Origin of the sequence: Emticicia agri (assembly GCF_004168285.1) — a bacterium.
In the GTDB taxonomy this organism is placed as follows: Bacteria; Bacteroidota; Bacteroidia; order Cytophagales; family Spirosomataceae; genus Emticicia; species Emticicia agri.
Genome location: NZ_SEWF01000037.1, coordinates 14,509 through 34,596, shown reverse-complemented (window position 1 = coordinate 34,596; position 20,088 = coordinate 14,509). Strand labels below are relative to the sequence as shown.

The 20,088-nt window shown below is 38.8% G+C and carries 14 protein-coding genes and 2 tRNA genes; 10 read left to right on the top strand and 6 right to left on the bottom strand.

Annotated features, from left to right (window positions below; translation table 11 throughout):
* The first annotated feature begins 3 nt into the window (after window positions 1-3).
* The 4 genes from EWM59_RS20400 (at window position 4) to EWM59_RS20385 (ending at window position 4,771) form a co-directional block, all read left to right on the top strand.
* Complete coding sequence (locus EWM59_RS20400) at window positions 4-2,385, top strand: TonB-dependent receptor (protein ID WP_130023099.1); 2,382 nt, start codon at window positions 4-6, stop codon at window positions 2,383-2,385.
* Entirely contained in the window at window positions 2,382-3,275 is an 894-nt protein-coding gene (locus EWM59_RS20395) for a DUF4249 domain-containing protein (protein ID WP_130023098.1), read from the top strand. Before EWM59_RS20400 ends, EWM59_RS20395 begins: the two co-directional genes overlap by 4 nt.
* Window positions 3,276-3,358: 83 nt before the next feature.
* Window positions 3,359-3,967, top strand: a complete 609-nt coding sequence (locus EWM59_RS20390) for an outer membrane beta-barrel protein (protein WP_130023097.1) — start codon at window positions 3,359-3,361, stop codon at window positions 3,965-3,967.
* A 177-nt stretch (window positions 3,968-4,144) separates the two neighbouring features.
* Window positions 4,145-4,771: a histidine kinase gene (locus EWM59_RS20385; RefSeq protein ID WP_130023096.1), complete on the top strand. Its 627-nt coding sequence runs from the start codon at window positions 4,145-4,147 to the stop codon at window positions 4,769-4,771.
* Window positions 4,772-4,810: 39 nt separating this feature from the next.
* Here the strand turns inward: EWM59_RS20385 and EWM59_RS20380 are convergent, their stop codons facing one another.
* From EWM59_RS20380 to EWM59_RS20370, 3 genes are read right to left on the bottom strand one after another with little or no spacing between them, the layout of a single operon-like run.
* Window positions 4,811-6,394, bottom strand: coding sequence for a ThuA domain-containing protein (locus EWM59_RS20380; RefSeq protein ID WP_130023095.1), 1,584 nt, complete (start codon window positions 6,392-6,394; stop codon window positions 4,811-4,813).
* 49 nt (window positions 6,395-6,443) lie between these two features.
* Window positions 6,444-7,379 (bottom strand): tRNA (adenosine(37)-N6)-dimethylallyltransferase MiaA, encoded by a 936-nt coding sequence (gene miaA, locus EWM59_RS20375; RefSeq protein ID WP_130023094.1) that lies wholly within the window; start codon window positions 7,377-7,379, stop codon window positions 6,444-6,446.
* Complete coding sequence (locus EWM59_RS20370) at window positions 7,380-8,258, bottom strand: PDDEXK family nuclease (protein WP_130023093.1); 879 nt, start codon at window positions 8,256-8,258, stop codon at window positions 7,380-7,382.
* Between the two features lie 313 nt (window positions 8,259-8,571).
* Between EWM59_RS20370 and EWM59_RS20365 the strand changes: the two genes are divergently transcribed.
* Window positions 8,572-9,255 carry a hypothetical protein gene (locus EWM59_RS20365; protein ID WP_130023092.1) on the top strand — a complete coding sequence of 228 codons (684 nt, stop codon included), beginning with the start codon at window positions 8,572-8,574 and terminating at the stop codon, window positions 9,253-9,255.
* Window positions 9,256-9,331: 76 nt separating this feature from the next.
* Here the strand turns inward: EWM59_RS20365 and EWM59_RS20360 are convergent, their stop codons facing one another.
* The gene (locus EWM59_RS20360) at window positions 9,332-12,070 is read right to left on the bottom strand and encodes a glycoside hydrolase family 2 protein (RefSeq protein ID WP_229239399.1); all 2,739 of its coding nucleotides are present in this window, start codon (window positions 12,068-12,070) and stop codon (window positions 9,332-9,334) included.
* 770 nt (window positions 12,071-12,840) lie between these two features.
* On the opposite strand from EWM59_RS20360, the gene EWM59_RS20355 reads away from it, so the two are divergent.
* Window positions 12,841-15,282 carry an outer membrane beta-barrel family protein gene (locus EWM59_RS20355; RefSeq protein ID WP_130023091.1) on the top strand — a complete coding sequence of 814 codons (2,442 nt, stop codon included), beginning with the start codon at window positions 12,841-12,843 and terminating at the stop codon, window positions 15,280-15,282.
* Between the two features lie 288 nt (window positions 15,283-15,570).
* Entirely contained in the window at window positions 15,571-15,978 is a 408-nt protein-coding gene (locus EWM59_RS20350) for a MaoC family dehydratase (protein WP_130023090.1), read from the top strand.
* A 59-nt stretch (window positions 15,979-16,037) separates the two neighbouring features.
* On the opposite strand, the gene EWM59_RS20345 is transcribed toward EWM59_RS20350, so the two are convergent.
* Together EWM59_RS20345 and EWM59_RS20340 are read right to left on the bottom strand one after the other, a co-directional pair.
* Window positions 16,038-16,214 (bottom strand): BF3379 family histone-like protein, encoded by a 177-nt coding sequence (locus EWM59_RS20345; protein ID WP_130023089.1) that lies wholly within the window; start codon window positions 16,212-16,214, stop codon window positions 16,038-16,040.
* 234 nt (window positions 16,215-16,448) lie between these two features.
* On the bottom strand, window positions 16,449-17,711 hold the full coding sequence (locus EWM59_RS20340; RefSeq protein WP_130023088.1) for an aminotransferase class I/II-fold pyridoxal phosphate-dependent enzyme: 1,263 nt from the start codon (window positions 17,709-17,711) through the stop codon (window positions 16,449-16,451).
* A gap of 233 nt (window positions 17,712-17,944) precedes the next feature.
* On the opposite strand from EWM59_RS20340, the gene EWM59_RS20335 reads away from it, so the two are divergent.
* From EWM59_RS20335 to EWM59_RS20325, 3 genes are all read left to right on the top strand, one after another.
* Window positions 17,945-19,447, top strand: coding sequence for an acetyl-CoA carboxylase biotin carboxylase subunit (locus EWM59_RS20335; protein WP_130023087.1), 1,503 nt, complete (start codon window positions 17,945-17,947; stop codon window positions 19,445-19,447).
* Window positions 19,448-19,635: 188 nt separating this feature from the next.
* Window positions 19,636-19,723 (top strand) — tRNA-Ser (locus EWM59_RS20330).
* 88 nt (window positions 19,724-19,811) lie between these two features.
* Window positions 19,812-19,885: transfer RNA gene (locus EWM59_RS20325), tRNA-Pro, on the top strand.
* Window positions 19,886-20,088: the final 203 nt, after the last annotated feature.

The following is a 20,088-nucleotide window of genomic DNA, read 5'->3' as shown; positions in this document are numbered from 1 at the left end:
TTTATGAATAAACTTGCTATTCTATTCATTTTTATATTTTTTTCTAAAAGTTTCGGACAAACTACCCGATACAATATAAGTGGCTTTGTTACTGATGCCAATACTGGTGAAGCCCTAATAGGAGCATCTGTTTTTGAAGAACATTCAAAAGCAGGGCAATTCACCAATAAATACGGGTATTTTGTTCTCTCTCTCAACCAAAAATCTGCTCAGTTAAAAATCTCATTTATTGGTTATGAATCGACTATATTGTCTATCAATCTGAATAAAGACTCAACCATATATATTGCATTATCGCCCAAAGAACAAGCTTTAGAAGAAGTAATTGTAAAAACTACAGAACAACAAAAACTACAAAGAACGCCTATTGGCGTTACCAGTATCCCTGTTGCAAGGTTAAAGGAAATTCCAATTTTATTTGGCGAATCTGATATTCTAAAAGCATTAGCTATGACTCCCGGAGTAAGCACTGGTAATGAAGGTACCTCGGGGTTATTAGTCAGAGGGGGCAGCCCTGACCAGAATCTTATTTTAATAGATGATGCCACCGTGTATAATGCCTCCCATTTGTTTGGTCTGGTATCTATATTTAATACCGATGCTATCAAAAATGTATCCTTATACAAAGCAGGTTTTCCGGCTCAATACGGAGGGAGATTATCCTCTGTGCTGGATATATCCATGAAAGAAGGGAATAACCGAAAGAAAAAACAGGAGCTGACAATAGGTCTGATAGGTTCCAAAATTCTATTTGAGGGGCCTTTGTCACAGAAATACTGGGGCAAATCTTCTTATATGGTTTCTGCCCGTACTTCTACATTAACCCCGATTTTATTACCTGCCATCATTGCTTTCAAACTCGGTAAAGCGGAAAATTCTTTCAATTATTGGTTATACGATATAAACGCTAAAATTAATCATCAAATCAATAAAAAAACACAGGTTTTTGCGAGTATCTATCATGGAAATGATTTTTTAATATCTCAGGATGGTCTGGTTAATGATCGGGGGAAAGTGAATCTTAATTGGGGTAACCTCATTAGTAGTGTCAGATTAAATTATATCATACACCCCAAGGTTTTCCTGAAAGCCATTGGTAGCTTTTCCGACTATCATTATACACTCGGAAGTACCAGTTATCAAAAAGAAAATACTCAATGGAAAGAAAAAGACTACCTTTTCAATACTTCAAGCATTCGGGATTGGTCGGGCAAGGCCTCAGTTGAGTGGTTCCCACTTTCATTTTATCAGATAAAGTTTGGTCTTGAAGCTACTAATCATTTATATACCCCCACTTCTCTAAGAACTTCTCAACCAGTCTTTACAGATTCTCTTAAAAAAATTACAGCTGCTTTAACAGCCAATGAATACAGTGTATTTATAGAAAATGAGCTGAATTTCACGAAATGGCTATCAACCAATATAGGACTCAGACAGGTCTTTTATAGGGTTCGGAATAATACTTTCAACCGGCTTGAACCCAGAGTAAGTGCGAATATCTTATTACCACAGCATATTGCTATTAAAGGAGGATATTCGCAAATGAATCAGTTCATTCACCTACTAAGTAGTAATGGAGTTGGCTTTCCGAATGATGTCTGGGTGCCTTCTACAGACAATATCGGTCCATCTAATTCTGAAATGTTCTCAGTAGGCTTAACCAAATCTTTTCCGAAACAACATATTGAACTAACTATTGAGGCCTATAAAAAAGATTTCAGAAACCTGATTGATTATGCTGATGGGAAAAATCTTTTCTCCAATTTTAATACATCATGGGAAAACCTGATAGAAAAAAATGGAATTGGCAGAGTAAAGGGTCTAGAGTTTTTTCTGAACAAGGCAGAGGGCGTTTTAAATGGCTGGATTGCTTACACCTATGCAAAAAATGAGCGAAAGTTTACCAATATTAATGATGGCAACTGGTATGCAGCCAATTTTGACAGACGCCATATAATAGCAATAGTGCTTAATTATAAACCGGAGAATGGCAGAAGTTCATTTAATGTATCGTGGAATTACCAGAGTGGGCAACCGACTACTGTTCCTATAGCCCTTGCCAGATACTTTCTTGAAAGAGATTTTACGCTTGGTGGGTCTGTTATTGAGATATATGGCAATCGGAACAACTATAGAATGCCTGCTTACCACCGTTTAGATATAAGTTATAGCTTTCAATGGACAACCCGGCGTCATAGAGATGCTACTTTAAGTCTTGGAATATATAATGCTTATAATAGACATAATGCTTATTATCTGAAAACACATTGGCAGCCTTACCCCTTTGCGACTTCAGATAGTATTAAGGGTATCGAAAATAAATTGTATCAGGTAGGAATTATTCCATTTTTGCCATTTGTCAGTTACTCATTAAAATTAAGATGAAAAAAATAATCCTGTTTCTTTTAATTTTACTCTTCAATGGTTGTAAAGAGAGAGAGATAACCATACCATTACCTTATGAAGGTGATAAAATGGTTGTATATGCCATTCTAAGTCCGAGCGAAATCGTTAAAGTTTTGGTATCTAAAACATACCCTCCCACCGGCAAAGAAATTTACACAGAAGGGATTAATAATGCAGAAGTACTTTTATATGAAAATACTATTCTTATAGAAAATTTGACATATACCGCAAATGGTATTTATACCTCTGCCAGTAATTTTAAGCCTAAAGCAGGCTTTAGCTATTCTTTAAAAGTTAACTCTCCTACGCTACCATCCATAACTACAGGTGAAGAGGTAATTCCGGCTTTACCAGTCATTGAATCTTATCAATTCGATGAAAAAATGGAATCAAATCTAAACAAAGGCAAGCCGGCTAAAAAGTTCTTCCTTACGTTAAAGGATAATAATTCAGGTTCGGATTTCTTTTCAGTGAGCCTTTTTGCAGTAAGGGACATTCGTAAAGCAGAACTAACTGCTTTTGCTATTGAACAAGCTAGTGGTACAGATTCTCCTTGCTTTTTTCAATATTCTCAACAGTTGATGATGAGTGATATATGTTTTCAGGGAAGTATTTATCATTTCAAGAGAGGTTACGAACTTGATCCTATATTTTTAAAGCGCAATTTAGGTGGAGAAGATATTGATAAAGTAGAGGGGCAAATCAGAACCCTTAGTAAAAGCTATTATGAGTATTCCAGAACCCGCTATACAGCATTCGAATTAGAACGAGCATTTTCTCCGCCATATCCTCGTTATTCAAATATCAAAGGAGGTTATGGCATATTTGCGGCTTATAATGAAACTGTATTGGAACTCTCTCCTGATTAATTATTTATTTATTTAAGACTCTAAGCAAATTGGCTTTCAGGGAAAAAGATTGAGTACTTAAGACAATATTAAACCATCTCTGTATGAAAACCACCATCACACTTGTAGTATCAACATTTATCAGCTTTTCTTCTTTAGCCCAAAGTGAATTGAAAAACACCATAGGGTTATCAGGAGGATTCACGCTATTTGGCACTGGTGATATAAAGGGTTATAATTTCACACCTAAATATGAGCGGCAACTAACCAAGCGGATAGCGTTTCAATCGCAATTAAGTTTTGCTAATGCACAGAGATATAATAGTGTGAACGATTTGGCCTTAGTTACTAACCCATATACTATCTCATACTTGCAAAGCAGTTCGAAAAAACTTAACACAGGGTTGTTAGTGGGTATTTATAAGCGTAAATCACATTTTTGGGGTATTAGTGCTTCTGCTGGTATTGTGATATCTTCACAGTTCAGATACGGCGGGTATATGATTAATCCAGACAAGAACCCACCTGTCGGATTAGAGTATATTCCTAACCCACCTTATTTCCAAAGATATCTGTCGTTGGGTTTTGGTGCAGGTATTGAATACAGGTACACTATCTCCAAACACTTCAAATTAGGATTGGAAGCCGCCTATCAAGAATACCATCTGGACACCGAAGCTAGAATCAATTTTGGAGTTTATTATAGCTTATAATTAATAATATTCTTATTAAAGGCATTTAGCTATCAGTCCAATTTGGTTGGTTGATAGCTATTTTTTTTCGATTCCCACCCACTCCCCAAATACCTGCCCAAAACTACCAGATATAGGATAAAATCCCCCAAATACTAATTGTGCCTTTACACCATATAGGCATTTGAATAGCTTTGTATGAAGCCAGAAACAACCATCGCTATGATTTTTTTTTATCCCACTCTTTTGTTAGTGATAATGAACGTGTTTTTGTATGTGGCAATGGGTTTGTTATTGCTGATTAGTTTTTTATGGAGTCTGACCAATTATCTGAAACAAAAAAGAGAGTCGCACATTGTGGCCAAGATACAGGAATTAGAAAACGTTATGGGTAATCCGCAGTTTTTATATAGTAACCTTAATTCGATTAAGCAGTATGTATTACTGCATAGCCCGATGGAAGCTGCCCAATACCTGACCGAGTTCAGCAATTTGCTCAAATCAATTTCTGTTAATTCCAAACAAAAGAATATCTCTTTAGCGCAGGAAATAGAAACCGTTATTTTATTTCTTGAATTGGAAAAAAAGCGTTTAGGCGAGCGAATGGAGTTTTTTCAGGAAATAGAAACCAATCTTAATACAGAAACCATACAGGTAAAACCCTTATTTGTATTCAAACAGATTGAAGACCTGATTCAGAAACAAAGTGAACACGCCACCATGAAGATTCATCTATTAGTAAAAAACGTAGGCGAAAAACTGAGTTGCCGCACAGAGGGCGTAATACCCAATACAACTTTTATTATTGAAATTCCAACTAAGTAGCCATGAACCAATCACCCTTTCTGCTGCTGGGAAGGGTGGTTATTTTTTGCGGCCTTTCACAGGTGCCTTATTTGCCACAACTTTCAATACCGTTTCTGCCGAATCTCCTTTGGCATCGCTTACTTTCAGCTTTACCTCATAAGGACCGGGCTTGGTATAAGTAAATTCAGGGTTCGCTTCTGTTGACTGATTGACGCCATCAAAATTCCACTCAAAGCTGATTTTGTCGTTTTTATCAAAATCAATGGAACCGCCTGATGAAAACTTTATCTTTAAAGGCACATTGCCTGTCAGCATATCAGCCGAGGCAATGGCAATGGGTTTACGGTTTACTTCCGAATAGTCAATCTTTTTTAACTGATTATCTTCCAGAAAATATAATCCTCCATCAGCCCCGAATGACAGGTCTGTGACGAAATTGAATTTCATATCTGTCAGAAAAGGCTCAATGTTTTTTACCTCACCATCAGCATCTAATGTTTCTACTACCATGCCCTGCTCATTGTCGTATCTGAAAGATTTTCTGTCGAAATATTTGGGCAACCGATAAGGACTTTTGCCATAGCGTTCAAAATCATAAACTGCACTTTTTACCAGAGGGTTAGTAGATTGACTACTAAAATCGGTCATCGTAACCGTAGTATCTCCTACCAACTGCATCCTTCCGATTTTATATTCGTTAGGCGTTGTTCCAGCGAAAGTATAAACATAGCCATTCTGATAAAATTCAGGGTCAAGCCTGATGGCTTTCAGGTTGGCTACATCAATTTTACCTATCAGATTCGTTTTTCGTTTTTTTGCTTCATACAATTTTACATAACCACTTTGTTCTACCATCAGCACATTGTCATTTCTCATGGTAGCTATGCTCAGGGGGTTCTGTAAACTATCTGCTAACACTATTTTCAGGAAGTTTTTTTCTTCGGGCAAAGCACTTCCGGCAATTTTCGCATAATCAGGTAATGTTTTGGCTGATACTTCTTCAATGCCTGTCCAAAGATGATTCATAAAGTCAGGATTGGCATAAGCAGAAGGTTCACAACCCAAAGCTGTATAAAATAGCTTTCCTCCTTCGTCGGTAACATAGTACCAAGCCCATGTTTTACCCATTACATCTAACAAGACAGGTTTGCAACGGGTAGGCAGGTTAGTAAAAATCAGTGGTTTGTCATTAACTTTCCAGAGTGGCGGCAGCATGGTTTTGCCAATACTCGCATTGGTAATCAGGCTTAGTTGTGTAGGATTTTCCAGTTGATTTTCAGCTAATTCTCCTCCCAATATTTTTTCATACCAAAGCCATTTATACGAACGCTCGGCTGCTTTACCATTACCCACAAAACCACCTCCGGCTTGTATAAATCTTTGTAATTCGGCGGCTTGTCTGAAATTCAGCCTATTGGCAGAGGTATTCAGAAATACAACCGCCTGATAGTTTTTGAGTGTATTTTCAGTAAATCGTGCCGGATTTGAAGTGGTATCTGTTTGAATCTTTTTTGAGGAAGCGGTTTCAATAAATGCGGTCAGTTCTGAGGTATTGGCGGTATCATAAAATACCAGTACTTTTTGCCCAAAAGTAATGTGGGTAAGTAAACAAAGTAAAGGTAAAATTATCAATCGCTTCATGGGTCTCCGAATGGTTTATGCTACAAAAATAACCAAGAATCTCTTTTTTCTATATATTTTCGTTATCAATCTGACTAATTATGTGGTTAACCAGATTTTCTGTAGTATCCATGCCATCCAGCCAATGAATCGTCAGTTCCTTTTTTTCCATGCTTCTGAAAAAGGTCATCTGCCGCTTGGCAAACTGATGAATAGCTACTTCTAATTTGCTGACCATTTCGTCGTAAGTCAGTTGTCCAATCAGGTATTCGGTAATGAACTTATACTCTAACCCATAAAAAATCAGTTTTTCAGGATTAATTCCTTGGCTAAGTAAATCTTTTACCTCTTCAATCATGCCACTTTCCAGGCGTTTATACAAACGTCTGGTAATTCGTTCCCGACGTACTTCTGTCGGAATTGAGATACCAAAAATCAAAGCCGGATAAGGTTCTGTGGTCTGGCTATGCTCAGGATTATCCTGCATAAACCGGGCAACCTCCATAGCCCGGATTAACCGCTTTTTGGTAGAAGTATCAGCCTGCGGGTAAATCTTCTGATAATTTTCCTGAAACTGCTTTAGTAGTTCATCATAACTTTCCTTTTCTGATTCAGCCCTTAACACCTCATCGACCGGAACTTGTATATGCTGATAATTTTTTAATACGGCTTCCATATACATCCCGCTTCCTCCGCATAAAATGGGCACTTTACCCCTATTCATTATATCCTGATACACATTTCTAAAATCTTTCTGGAAACGGGCTACCTGATATGCTTCTCCTGCTTCTACTACATCAATTAAATGATACCTGATTTTCTGACCCGAAGCGTGCTCATATTCTTCATAATCTTTCCCTGTACCTATATTCATTCCCCTGTAAACCTGTCGGCTATCGGCACTGATAATTTCTCCGCCAATTTCAGCGGCTAAGGCAACCGCTAATTTTGTTTTACCAGAGGCAGTCGGGCCAAGAATGACTATCAGTTTTTGTTTCTTTTCCATTTACTCCTGCTTTAATTTCAACAGATACTTCCAACTTCCAGAATTCCAAACCTGTTTTTCATGCACTTCGTGTGGTTGTTTTTGCCATACTCGCTGCCATTGGTCGTCAAGACTGAATGATTGGGGTGCTGTAAGTTCTATGCGTTCAAACCCTAATTTTTCATAACTTGCCCCGTCTGACCAATCAGCATCGGCATAGGTCATAATATCATCAGGGTTTTGTTCTTTGATGAACGTCTTCAATAGTTTATCGAACCCTCCTACTACTGTAAAGCCTTTCAGATTAGCAAATCGTATGAGTTCAAAACTCCGGTAAGAGACACCCTCACGAACAAATGTCTTTGCATTACTGAAAGAGGCTACCGCCATGAGTACCTCGGTATTCTGTTGTAAAGTTTCAGCCAAAGACATTGTAAAGTTGTTCTTCTCGCGGTCTATTACCCTGAAATATCGCTCAGGTAAATATAAGCCATATTTAAACCTCGCCCCTGTCGGCATCTGTAAGTGATTTTCTACAAGAAAGGCGTCTAAAGTGGGTTTATCAATGCGTCTGCTTTGAGTAAGCCGTGCCGGAACCGTAGCCGATTTCCCTAAAACAGATAGCAGCCTCGATTGCACAATGGCTTGTTTTGTGTGCCACACATCTTCCCACAGGTGAATAATCCGTAAATTTCTTTCAGCAAAAGCCCGGTTTAATTCCTGAAAAAATTCACCATTTGCTACAGGTGGGTCTAAAGCCACACAATGAATAACTATCTGTTTTTCAGGCAGATAAATATAGGTAAAAGGCGATGGCAGAAAGGCATCAAAATTGTATAGAAATGATGTATGACTATATTGATGAAGGAAAGTTTCTATTTCAATAATGAATCGTTTCAAATTTTTAATTAATTTTTAACGGTTTCTTTCAATTTTTTTATTATTATCGACGTTTAATTATCAAAATCAATATGTGAGAAACTATTTAATTTAAACATATTGAAATAAAAAAGGCGGTTCGCCGCTGCGATGCTTTTCGTCCAATACTGCGCTGTAAAAATCCCGCTACGGCGGACCGTTCATTTAGCTTTGCTAAACTCCGGTTTTTACATCTTGTCTTGGCACAAAAATCATCCTTTTTTATTTTCAAAATTTAACTCAAATAGTTTCTAAAAACCGCTAAGAACTATAAAACTGTTTTCTTATGAAGACTATGCGTTTTTTTTGGATGTTGGGAATTGTTTCACTCTCACTTTCAGCTTTTGGTCAAACCTCTCGTGCGTACCTATTGCAGGAGGCTGATGATTATTTTAAAGCCGGTCGTTATTGGGACGCATTTTTCCGTTACCGTGAATGTGCGAAATTACCTGAATTTCAATCAGAAAGCAAGATTGCTGATCAGGTAACTAATTCGTCTCATGCAATGTATCTTACTAAAAAATTTCAGGATTATAATGCCATGCGCAAATATGAGCCTGCCAAAACTAACCTGATTGAACTTATTAGCCTAAACCCTAATGACCCCAATCGTGGTGAGTTGCCTAAGATTACCTTAGCACAAGGGGCTGAATTACAGCGTCTGGCCTGGAGACAAAATACTCCACAGGCAACAGCAGATATGCTTAAAAGAGCCATTATGTTTTACCACCAGGCTATCAGAGAGGGTTTGATGGATGAATCAATTGCCATGACTATCAGACAATGTGAGGCCTCTATTAAAGATACAGGTGTAACAGATGCTGGCCCTATTCTGGCAGCAGAACCTGTACAGAATGGCAAAACAGTACCTGCGCAGAGTTTAGCTCCGGTGGCAAGCCCAAGAAAGGCATCTACCACTCCTCCAACAGTAATTATACTGCCAAGTGAGCAAGGTAGCTCCACTACAAAACAGAATTAACCCGCTTAGTATAAAGTAAAAGAAATGGGCATGCAAACTTTTCCGGTGCATGCCCATTTTTGTTTGATATTGGTGATTATTTCAAGACAAACACGGCAGTTGGGTTTAACGGATAACGACCAAATTTATCGCCATAAATTGCCAGCCCTCCGTTCATGCTTTCAGGCACTTCCAGTCTTACTACCAGTTCGCCTGTTTTTTTGGCTTCTTCAATGGCTTTCTGCGGAATATTTACACCTAACCGATAGCCATACGAACCTGCCTCACGCAGTTTTTTGTCTTTTAACTGATTATGCCATGATAATACTCCACGGTGGTCTGATGGGTCATCGGGCAAATCATAACGCCCGGCAAATGTACCGTTGACACTCACCGAAACCGAACTTGGAAACTTCTTCATGTCGGTCATGGCATAGGCATTCGGGTTTTGTACAGGGTCAGCAATGGCACCAAGCATATAGTTTTCGTTGCCTTTCAGTTTCTTGTCCATGTCTTTGGCAAACAATTGCTTGGCTCCTGCTTCTACCACAAAAGCTACACTTTCTACATTATTCAGGTCAAGACCCGATGGTATTTTAAAAGCATATTCAAAATAACCGTTTCCGGCACCGTTTATTTTCAGTCCGTCTAATACATTCCATTGTTTCGCCGACCACTTGGCACTTTTAAAATCTCTGGCATTTACCGATACCAGTCTGGCCTTCTTGCCCGATAACAAAACGATTTCAGCAGGTGTTGGGGCATCTACAATAAAATTCATTACGTTATGGTGCAATTCATTGCCTGCATTGTCTACCAATACCAGCGACATGGTTACCACTGCTTTTTCGTTGGGCATTTTCACATCAATTGATGGCAGTTCTTTCTGCAACCACGGCTGATAATCAATCGTGCGTTCCATGCTGCTCCAGGTTTTTTCCTGACCTAAGGCATCGTATCCATACAAGTTTATTTTCAGGGTCAGCTTATTCCCTACATCAGTTCTATCGGTCATGAACGACGCATAAAGAGGAACGGTAACCACTTCGTTAGCCTGAGCAGTTTTTGAGATTTCATTGCCTGTTGAAATATAGAATGGTGCATGGAAATCTTTCAGGCTCATACCCTTTACCATTTCCTGAACGCCTAAATCTTTCTCGCTACGGTCGAAACGCACATAGCCATTCCACTCATTAATCACGTCATGGTGTTCGGTATATAACCAGCCTGCAATTTTCGGATATTTTCTGAAAGTATTAATCATACGGTGGTAATCCCAACTCCAGTCGCAATCGCCTGTGCTACCCTCATAGCCCCATACATTGCCACACTCTGAGTTGATATTAGGCACATCGGTTTGTTTATAGCCTTTCTCATAATGGAAATCGCTGCCTACAAAGGTTTTCTCATCAATCATTTTAAGATGGTTTTCCCATTCCCACCCGGGCAGGTATTCGTGCCATGAGTTAATATCTGTTTCGGTATGCCCCGCCCCACAACAGATAGAGTTATCTTCTACCAGACGGGTAGCATCTAAAGATTTGGCCAATCTGTAAACTGAGGCTACCCATTTCTGAGTTTCAGGGGTATAAATATTTTCGGTTTTACCATTTACTACTTTCTTGGTACGCAAACCCCATGTTTCGTTGAAAGTAATCCATGAGAAAATTGCCGGATGATTATAATCTCGTTTAATCATTTCTTTCAGCGTATATTCTGATTCCTGTTGTGCATTTTTATCAGGCTCTCCCCAGCTATTAGGTAAGTCAGACATCACCAATACACCCAGTTTATCAGCCCAGTATAATTTACGAGGCACATCTACTTTAATATGCGTACGGATACCATTCAACCCGATATTCCGGGCTATCAATATCTCGTTTTTCATAAACTCATCAGTCGGGAAAGTATAGAATCCCTCGGGGTGATACGATTGGTCAAGTGCCAGTTGCATATACACAGGTTTATTATTCAAGGCTATGTATTTATAATTGGTACCTGGTAGATTCACAGTCGAAATCTTGCGCATACCGAAATAAGATTTCACTTCATCATCGCCCAGTTTTACGGTAGTATTATACAGATAAGGGTCTTCTAAATCCCACAAACGAGCCGATGGCATCGGAATTGTAAACGAGTACTCTGTTTGTCCTTTAGGGAAAGTCTGTCTGGTTGCTGTACTTTGTGGACCATCTATGCTTACCGACAAGGCAATATCCTGCGGCGCAGGCTTTGCCAGATAAGTAGTTACTTTCACTTCTGATTTATCAATATCAGGTGTAAAATGGATAGCATCTATATAGTTCTGTCCACGACCTTCCAGATAGATAGTCTGCCATAAACCACGGGCATTGCCATAGCCTTGTTTGCCATAAAGCGTAAAATCACGGCGTTTATCATCTACCCTAATCACCAGATTTTGTTTCGCCCCATGTTTTACGTTGGTTAGTTCAAACGAAAAAGGTGTATATCCTCCTTTATGGCTACCTAAGAGTTTGCCATCCAACCAAACAGTTGTTTCCCAGTCAGAGGCACCAATAGTTACAAACACTTTCTTCCCTTTCCACGACGGATTAATGGTAATTGATTTTTTGTACCAGGCAATATCAGCTTCATCTTTCACGCCTGATAATGGAGAACCCCACGGAAAAGGCACACTGATAGTTTTGGTGAAGGGCTTGGCAGAAGAATGCCATTTCTGGGTGAGGCCTACATCATTTTTATCAAACTCAAATGCCCAGTTGCCGTTCAGGTTTTGCCAGTCGGCTCTTTCAAAATCAGGTCTTGGGTGTTCGGGTAAGGGAATATTTTCCTGTGCAGAGAGATTAAAAGTCAAAAAATAACAGAATAGGTAAAGTAATTTTTTCGAATGGGTCATATGGTTCATACAATTTTAGGTGAATAGTTTTTATCAGAGGGCTAAGATAGTGATTTGTTTAACTTTTTTAAAAATGATGGTGAATGATTTCTTGCTGTGTAGTTAAATTTTAGCTTGAATCGTTCACTATTCACTGCTATGTCTTATATTTTTTTTCTTCCATAATCCCGGGATGTTACTTTTTGTAGCTGCAAAAAGTAACCCGGACTGGGCGTCCAAAAAGCAGCCCATCATTCAAACTCACGCAATTAAAAATCTGATAACCCAATCCCTAAATCAAAAATACTCGCATGATTTTTAATCGCGCTCAAACAGGAATGACGTAATAAGGTTACAATTTTTAGTCGTTATTTTTAAATGTTTGATTAATATGGTATATCCTGAAAATCTCAATTGTTATAGCCGTCATCAAGAAAGAATGCTTTATCAACTTTCAATAGAACAATAATTGCAAATGAAGGGCTACACTGTAACTTTTTTCATTGATTGGCATCTAATAATTCGTATCCCTTTCCAAATGAACACAATAAATTAATTTACATATTACCTTGCATTACAAAGTACCTTTTTATATATTTGTAGGGTCGTAGTTTAAAATCACAAAACTGTATCACTAATAAAAGGTTCTTCACTGCATGACTTTAAATGGTTATGAGTGAAAATTTTAAGGGCATTTTGCCCTGATGGAAAACTATTGCCTTGTAAATAAAAAAACGAATAAAAAACTCATGAAAAAGCTCTTACTTTCTTGCATGCTTGCTTTGGCAGGCTTGCTACTCTGCACTTATGTTCACGCGCAAAATGGCGCAAAAGGCCAGCAAATTACCGGGGTACTTGTCGATTCATTATCACAGAAAAATCCTGATTTTATTACGGTTGCGCTTATGAAAGACAAAAATGTATCTGTAAAAGTAGATTATTCTAAAGCAGATGGTTCATTCAGGTTTGTCGGATTGAAACCCGCTAAATACTATCTCGTCATCTCAGGGGTTGGGTATAAGGGAAAAACATTGTCGGCCGATTTGTCAGATTCAACTAAAACTATACTTAATTTGGGTAAAATATTTATTACTGAAGAAGCACTTGGTTTGAAAGAAGTAAAAGTGAGTGCCACTAAACAAATAGTGAAACAAGAGGTTGACCGTATTTCTTATGATACACAGGCTGACCCCGAAAGCAAAGTATTCAGTGTATTGGATATGATGAGAAAAGTGCCTTATCTTTCTCTCGATGCTGAAGATAATATACAACTGAAGGGAAACAGCGACTTCAGGATATTGATTAACGGTAAACCCTCAAGTATGGTCGAAAGGAGCTATAAAGATATATTGAGAAGTATGCCTGCCTCCTCTATCCAACGCATTGAGGTTATCACCACTCCCCCTTCCAAATACGATGCTGAGGGGCTTTCAGGTATTATCAATATTATTACCAATAAGAATGTTACCAATGGGTATAATGGCAGTTTAAATGTGAGCGAACGTTTTCCTGTGGGTGGGCCTGGCATTGGTGGGTCGCTTTCGGCTAAAATCGGAAAATGGGGACTCTCGGCTTTTGGTGGTGCCAATCTGTATAAAAATCCTCAGACTGCTACTATTCTTACCCGAAATACTTTTGGCGAATCTTCGACCCTACTCGACCAGCGTGGGTTTAACAAATCGGAAAACAAGAGTGGATACCTGGGCTTGGAGATAAGCTATGAGTTAGATAGTCTGAACCTGATTTCAGGGCAATTTAACATTAACGGCAACAGGAATGATGCCATAAGCAGCCAAAGCTCAGATCTGACAAAAGGCAGTGAAATCTTACAACGCTATTACCTGAATAATGTAGGCGATGGCACAGGATCCGGCTTTGATGCAGCGCTGAACTATCAGTTAGGTTTTAAGGCAGACAAAAACCGTTTACTTACCCTTTCTTACAGATATTATGGTTTTGACAGTGGACAAGATAATGTGATTAACATTTCGGAGCGTATCAACTATGATTTGCCCAATTATCGTCAACTAAACGACCAATTGTTTTCAGAACATACCATACAGGTCGATTACGTTCATCCCATCAAAAAGCTGATGATAGAAGCCGGAATGAAAGGTATTCTAAGAAATAATAAAAGTAATTTTGAATATCGCACCTATAATTCTGATACCGATAATTATCAGATTTTAGAAGAGCTTAGTAATAAATTCTCTAATACGCAGAATATTTACGGAATCTATAATACCTATCAGTACAATTTCAAGAAATGGGGTGTCAAAGCGGGTGTTAGAGTAGAACAAACGGTGCTGGATGCCAACTTTGCTACGACCAATTCAAAAGTAAGTCAGAATTATTTTAATGTCATTCCGACGATTTCAATCAACCGGAAATTTAAAAAATCCGGTCTGAATTTCGGTTATACCCAACGTATCAGAAGACCTAATATTTATCAGCTCAATCCTTTCGTTGACCGCTCAAATCCAAATTTTGAACGCACAGGTAATCCAAATCTGAGACCCTCTGTTCTCAATGATATTAATATAGGATACAACTGGTCAGGTAAAAGTTCTTTCAGCCTCAGTGTAGGTCATACATTCATTAAAGATATGTTTTTCCCTGTGATTGTTTATGACCCAGCCACCGGAATTACCCGCTCATCATTTGGCAATGTGGGTAAAGCCAAATTATTGCCAATGGTTATGGTCAATTTCAACCACCCTATTACAAAAAAATGGAACATGAGCATCAACCCCAGAATGGCTTATGCTATGACAGAGGGTATCATTAATGGTAAACTCATCAAAAATAAAGGGCTCATGTATGGTGCCAATCTTTCATCGGGTTATAGATTAGAGAAAAACTGGCGTGTGAATGTCAATATCAATTATAATGGTCCCAATATTAATATTCAGGAAAAAACTAATCACTTTTTTGGCTACTCGGCCAGTGTCAATAAAGATGTAGTAAAAGATAAATTGTCGTTTTCTGCCTCTTTCAATAATCCTTTCAATAAATTCAGAAGAAACATAAGAGATTCTTTTGGCCCCGATTTCCTGCAATACAATGAGCAGAGAAATTATTTCAGAACATTCAATTTCAGCCTGAATTATAAATTTGGTAAACTCAAAGAATCAATCAAAAAGAACAAACGTGGCATCAGAAATGATGATGTGCAGGGAGGCGAGAATTAATTGATTTTTGAGCGTATTAAGAGGCGAACCAGAAGATTATGGACTGGTTCGCCTTTTTAAATTGTGGCGCGAGCTTCCAGCTCGCCATGATTATAAGCCATTTTGCAATCAGTTCTATTAGAAATAATTAAAACCTAATTATTACTAATCGCTGATTTACTTAAAGGGAATCATCTGCTCTTCAATACTTACTGCGAACGGGACGTTTGCGCCACATTTTAACCGTGAAGTCAGAATTCATTAGCCGAATTCCTATATTTGCACTTCATTTCTCATAAACCCATTCTTATGCTTTTAGAAATTGGAGATACTTACAAATACGAATTCCGCTTTTCTCAGGAAGATGTACAGAAATTTGCCGAAGTAACCGGAGATAAAAACCCTTTACATTTAGACCCTGAATATGCGGCTAAAACCCGTTTCAAACGTCCGATTATTCACGGGCATCTGAGCAGTAGTGTTTTCACACGTATTTTAGGAATGGAGTTCCCGGGCGAAGGCTCAGTGTATATGAAACAGGAGACTGAATATTTATTCCCGATGTTTGTAGATACCGATTATGAAGTAGTATTTACGGTAATGACCGTTGACCGTGAAAAACACATGGCCCAGATAACAGGCGAGGTGTTTATTAAGGGAACATCCAGACGTACAATCAGAGGTCTGGCAACGTTGATGCACCCTGAAAAAATATAGAGAGATAAGCTCAGTAGCAGAGCTTATCTCTCTATACAAAATTGTAAACAAAAGTGGTTTTATTGACCATTCTTTATGGACTGTACTTCGGCTCTTGTAGCTTTTGCCCAGGCTGCCAGTTGTGCCATTCCGGCTCTAACTCTTGTGCCAGCAGCTTTGTTGCCTTTATCATAAAATTTGTCAAAATCTCCTGCTAAAGAAGCAACAAGGTCACTGAGTTCTTTGTACTTGTTCATAGTAATTGTAACGGATTTGGTTAATGAATGAAATTATCTACTTAAATACGAAATAATCTACTTGCAAGTTAGACATATTGACAAAAATTACAAATTTTTCTACAAAAAATACCATCAAAAAACGCTGTTTTTTGTAAAAAAAAGCAAAAAGTCAGGTATATGCCTGACTTTTTAACGCTTTGGTATGCCGAATGTTGTCTATAGGCCCTAAAAAAGGCCTTTTTACTATATAAACTAAGCTAATGTCAAGGGGGCATATTCGCCTGCCTGTAATTTCGCCTGTACTTTCTCAAAGCAATCCATCGTGTATTCTACGTCTTCTAAGGTATGAGATGCCGTAGGAATAATACGCAGCATAATTACGCCTTTTGGCACTACCGGATAGATAATTACCGAGCAGAAAATACCCATGTTTTCTCTCAGGTCACGAATCAGATTTGTAACCGTTGGCAGGTCATAATTGCCATGCAATAAAACCGGAGTAACAGGCGAAGTAGTATCGCCAATATCGAAACCACGTTTACGGAAACCGTCTTGTAAAGCGTGTACGATTGTCCAGAGTTGCTCTCTGTATTCCGGGTGATTTTTGATAAGTTCCAAACGTTTCATACCGCCTAATACATAAGGCATTGGCAATGCCTTGGCATAGGTTTGTGAACGCATATTGTATTTCAGAAACATCACCACATCAGGGTCAGCGGCAATAAATGCCCCGATAGCAGCCATTGATTTGGCAAACGTACAGAAGTGTAAATCTACTTCGTCCTGCACACCAAAATGCTCAGGTACCCCTGCTCCGGTAGCGCCCATTGTGCCAAAACCATGTGCATCATCTACCAACAGACGGAAACTATATTTTTTCTTTAATTCAACAATTTTGTCCAGACTACCTACTTTACCTGACATCCCAAAAACTCCCTCGGTAATTACTAATATTCCGCCTCCTCTTTCTTCTGCCAGTTTGGTAGCTCTTATCAGGTTTTTTTCAAGGCTGTCCATATCGTTATGCACATACTTGTAATATTCGCCTCCTTTGGCTTTGTGTAAGCGGATACCATCTATCAGACAGGCATGGCTTTCAGCATCATACACAATCACATCACGACGGTCAACGATACACTCAATTACTGACATTACTCCCTGATACCCGTAATTCAATAGAAAAGAATCTTTTTTACCTACATAAGCAGCCAATTCCTTTTCAAATGCCTCATGGATTTCAGTATTACCTGTCATCATTCTGGCGCCCATCGGATAAGCTAATCCATACTGTGCTGTTGCCTCTGTGTCTGCCTGACGCACTTCCGGATGATTGGCTAACCCTAAGTAATTATTTAACGACCAGTTTAATACACGCTTGCCATTAAATTCCATATAAGGCCCTAATTCGCCTGTAAGTCTTGGAAATGAATAATAGTGGTGAGAGTTAAGCAGTTTTGCCTGTGTGCCGATATGCCCTAAATCGCTGATTGTTTTATCAAAAATATCTTTCGCCATTATGGTAAGAGGAATGCAATTGTTCGTTGCCTGATTAATTAACAATAAAATGATGAAGAAATCTTCATTTTTTCGACAAAAGTATCAATATTTTAGATGGATAACAAGCAGTCTATAAGCATGATAGGGTATTTTATGAAAAATGTCCAAGATTTTTAATTAAATATTCAAAATTAAACCGGATTTTACTGTTACTTAGTAGTTCTATACCAACCACAGGATAGGATTTCAATATGCCAGCCATCAAAAAAATTCTTGTAGCCAACAGAGGTGAAATTGCGCTTCGTGTCATGCGGACGGCCCGTGAAATGGGCATCAGTACAGTAGCCGTTTTTTCGGAAGCTGACAGAAACGCTCCCCACGTAAAATATGCCGATGAAGCGGTGTGTATTGGTCCTCCACCCTCTAAAGAATCATATTTAGCAAGCGATAATATCATAGCAGCAGCCAAAAGTCTGGGGGTAGATGCCATTCATCCGGGTTATGGATTTCTGTCTGAAAATGCAGGTTTTGCCAAAGCTGTAAAAGAAGCAGGGCTTATCTTCATTGGACCCTCACCGGCATCTATCGAAATCATGGGCGATAAATTGTCGTCTAAACATGCTGTAGCTGCTTATGACATTCCGATGGTACCCGGCACACCCGATGCCATTACCGACCGTGTGGCAGCGAAAGCCAAAGCTGCAGAAATCGGTTATCCGATTCTGATAAAAGCCAGTGCCGGAGGCGGTGGAAAAGGCATGCGTGTAGTAGAAAAAGAAGATGAATTTGACGAACAGATGGATAGAGCTGCAGACGAAGCCCTATCGGCATTTGGCAATGGCTCGTGTTTCATTGAAAAATACTTCAGCCAGCCCAGACACATAGAAATACAGATAATGGGCGACCAGCACGGCCATGTAGTGCATCTTTTCGAACGGGAATGTTCTATCCAGCGTCGCCACCAGAAACTGATTGAAGAAGCACCTTCGGCCATATTAACCCCCGAAATCAGGGAAGCGATGGGCATTTGTGCAGTAAATGTAGCGAAGGCTTGTCATTATTATGGCGCAGGTACAGTAGAGTTTATTGTAGATGAAAACCTGAACTTCTATTTCCTGGAAATGAATACCCGTTTGCAGGTAGAGCATCCCGTTACAGAATTAATTACAGGTATTGACCTCGTAAAAGAAATGATTCATATAGCTGAGGGCAAGCCATTAAGTTTTAAACAGGAAGATTTACAGATAAAAGGACACGCAATAGAAGTACGGGTATGTGCCGAAGACCCTGCCAATAATTTTCTACCCAATGTGGGTATCTTGCAAACCTACGTGCGTCCGCAAGGAAACGGAATACGGATTGATGACGGTATTGAAGAAGGGATGGAAATACCAATTTACTATGACCCTATGATAGCCAAGCTCATCAGCTATGGTAATAACCGCACCGAAGCTATAGAAAAAATAATTCGGGCTATTGATGAATTTAAGATAACAGGTGTAGTTACTACCCTACCCTTTTGTAAATTTGCCCTGCGCCATGAAGCCTTTGTGAGCGGTAATTTTGATACCCGTTTTGTGAGTTTATACTTTACGCCCGAAGTATTGGAAGAAGAAGCAGATAAAAACGAACTGGAAATTGTGGCTGTATTAGCCGCAGAATTGCTAAAAAATAAAAACAAATTGAAAAAAGCCGATAATGGCACTACAACTGTAAACAATGCCAGTCAGTGGCGAAAAAACCGTAAAAACTGAGATAGACACTAATTACCTGCCCTAAAAGATGATAAACCGGTAAAGGTTATCCATACTGTTCCGATTTCGTTTACTACTGACGAGATTATTGAGCCATAATTAGATTTTACTAAAAAAATAAGAAAAAATAGGGCATCAGTTTTGTTTAAATAAAATGAGCCTGTATATTTGCAGTCCCAAACGGGAAAGGAGAGGTGCCTGAGTGGCCGAAAGGAGCAGTTTGCTAAACTGTCGTACGTCTAAAGCGTACCGCGGGTTCGAATCCCGCCCTCTCCGCGAGAATGTGTAAAAGTTTTGAAATTAATTTTTGATTTACAAATAAAAACTTCTACCTTTGCACTCTCAAATTTTAAGATACCGCCCTCGGGGTGTAGCGTAGCCCGGTATCGCGTCTGCTTTGGGAGCAGAAGGTCGTCAGTTCGAATCTGGCCACCCCGACAGGATTAAAAGCCTTATAACAAGCAAGTTATGAGGCTTTTTTTATTCCCATTTTTCAACTTTAAATCAAAAGTTGCAATACAATTTGCAATACAAAATTACCTTATTAAAGTTTTTTTAAAAACATAGAATCAGTTTTAGTATTATCTTCTTTTCTATTCAATTTCGAATTAACGTTTTGTATTGCAATTACTAATACTGAA

What these genes read in the sequence shown, in the direction of transcription:
- EWM59_RS20350 (WP_130023090.1), top strand. Translation starts at nt 15,571, where the DNA reads ATGCTTTTAGAAATTGGAGATACTTACAAATACGAATTCCGCTTTTCT.
- EWM59_RS20400 (WP_130023099.1), top strand. Translation starts at nt 4, where the DNA reads ATGAATAAACTTGCTATTCTATTCATTTTTATATTTTTTTCTAAAAGT.
- EWM59_RS20345 (WP_130023089.1), bottom strand. Translation starts at nt 16,214, where the DNA reads ATGAACAAGTACAAAGAACTCAGTGACCTTGTTGCTTCTTTAGCAGGA.
- EWM59_RS20395 (WP_130023098.1), top strand. Translation starts at nt 2,382, where the DNA reads ATGAAAAAAATAATCCTGTTTCTTTTAATTTTACTCTTCAATGGTTGT.
- miaA (WP_130023094.1), bottom strand. Translation starts at nt 7,379, where the DNA reads ATGGAAAAGAAACAAAAACTGATAGTCATTCTTGGCCCGACTGCCTCT.
- EWM59_RS20390 (WP_130023097.1), top strand. Translation starts at nt 3,359, where the DNA reads ATGAAAACCACCATCACACTTGTAGTATCAACATTTATCAGCTTTTCT.
- EWM59_RS20365 (WP_130023092.1), top strand. Translation starts at nt 8,572, where the DNA reads ATGCGTTTTTTTTGGATGTTGGGAATTGTTTCACTCTCACTTTCAGCT.
- EWM59_RS20385 (WP_130023096.1), top strand. Translation starts at nt 4,145, where the DNA reads ATGAAGCCAGAAACAACCATCGCTATGATTTTTTTTTATCCCACTCTT.
- EWM59_RS20335 (WP_130023087.1), top strand. Translation starts at nt 17,945, where the DNA reads ATGCCAGCCATCAAAAAAATTCTTGTAGCCAACAGAGGTGAAATTGCG.
- EWM59_RS20340 (WP_130023088.1), bottom strand. Translation starts at nt 17,711, where the DNA reads ATGGCGAAAGATATTTTTGATAAAACAATCAGCGATTTAGGGCATATC.
- EWM59_RS20380 (WP_130023095.1), bottom strand. Translation starts at nt 6,394, where the DNA reads ATGAAGCGATTGATAATTTTACCTTTACTTTGTTTACTTACCCACATT.
- EWM59_RS20355 (WP_130023091.1), top strand. Translation starts at nt 12,841, where the DNA reads ATGAAAAAGCTCTTACTTTCTTGCATGCTTGCTTTGGCAGGCTTGCTA.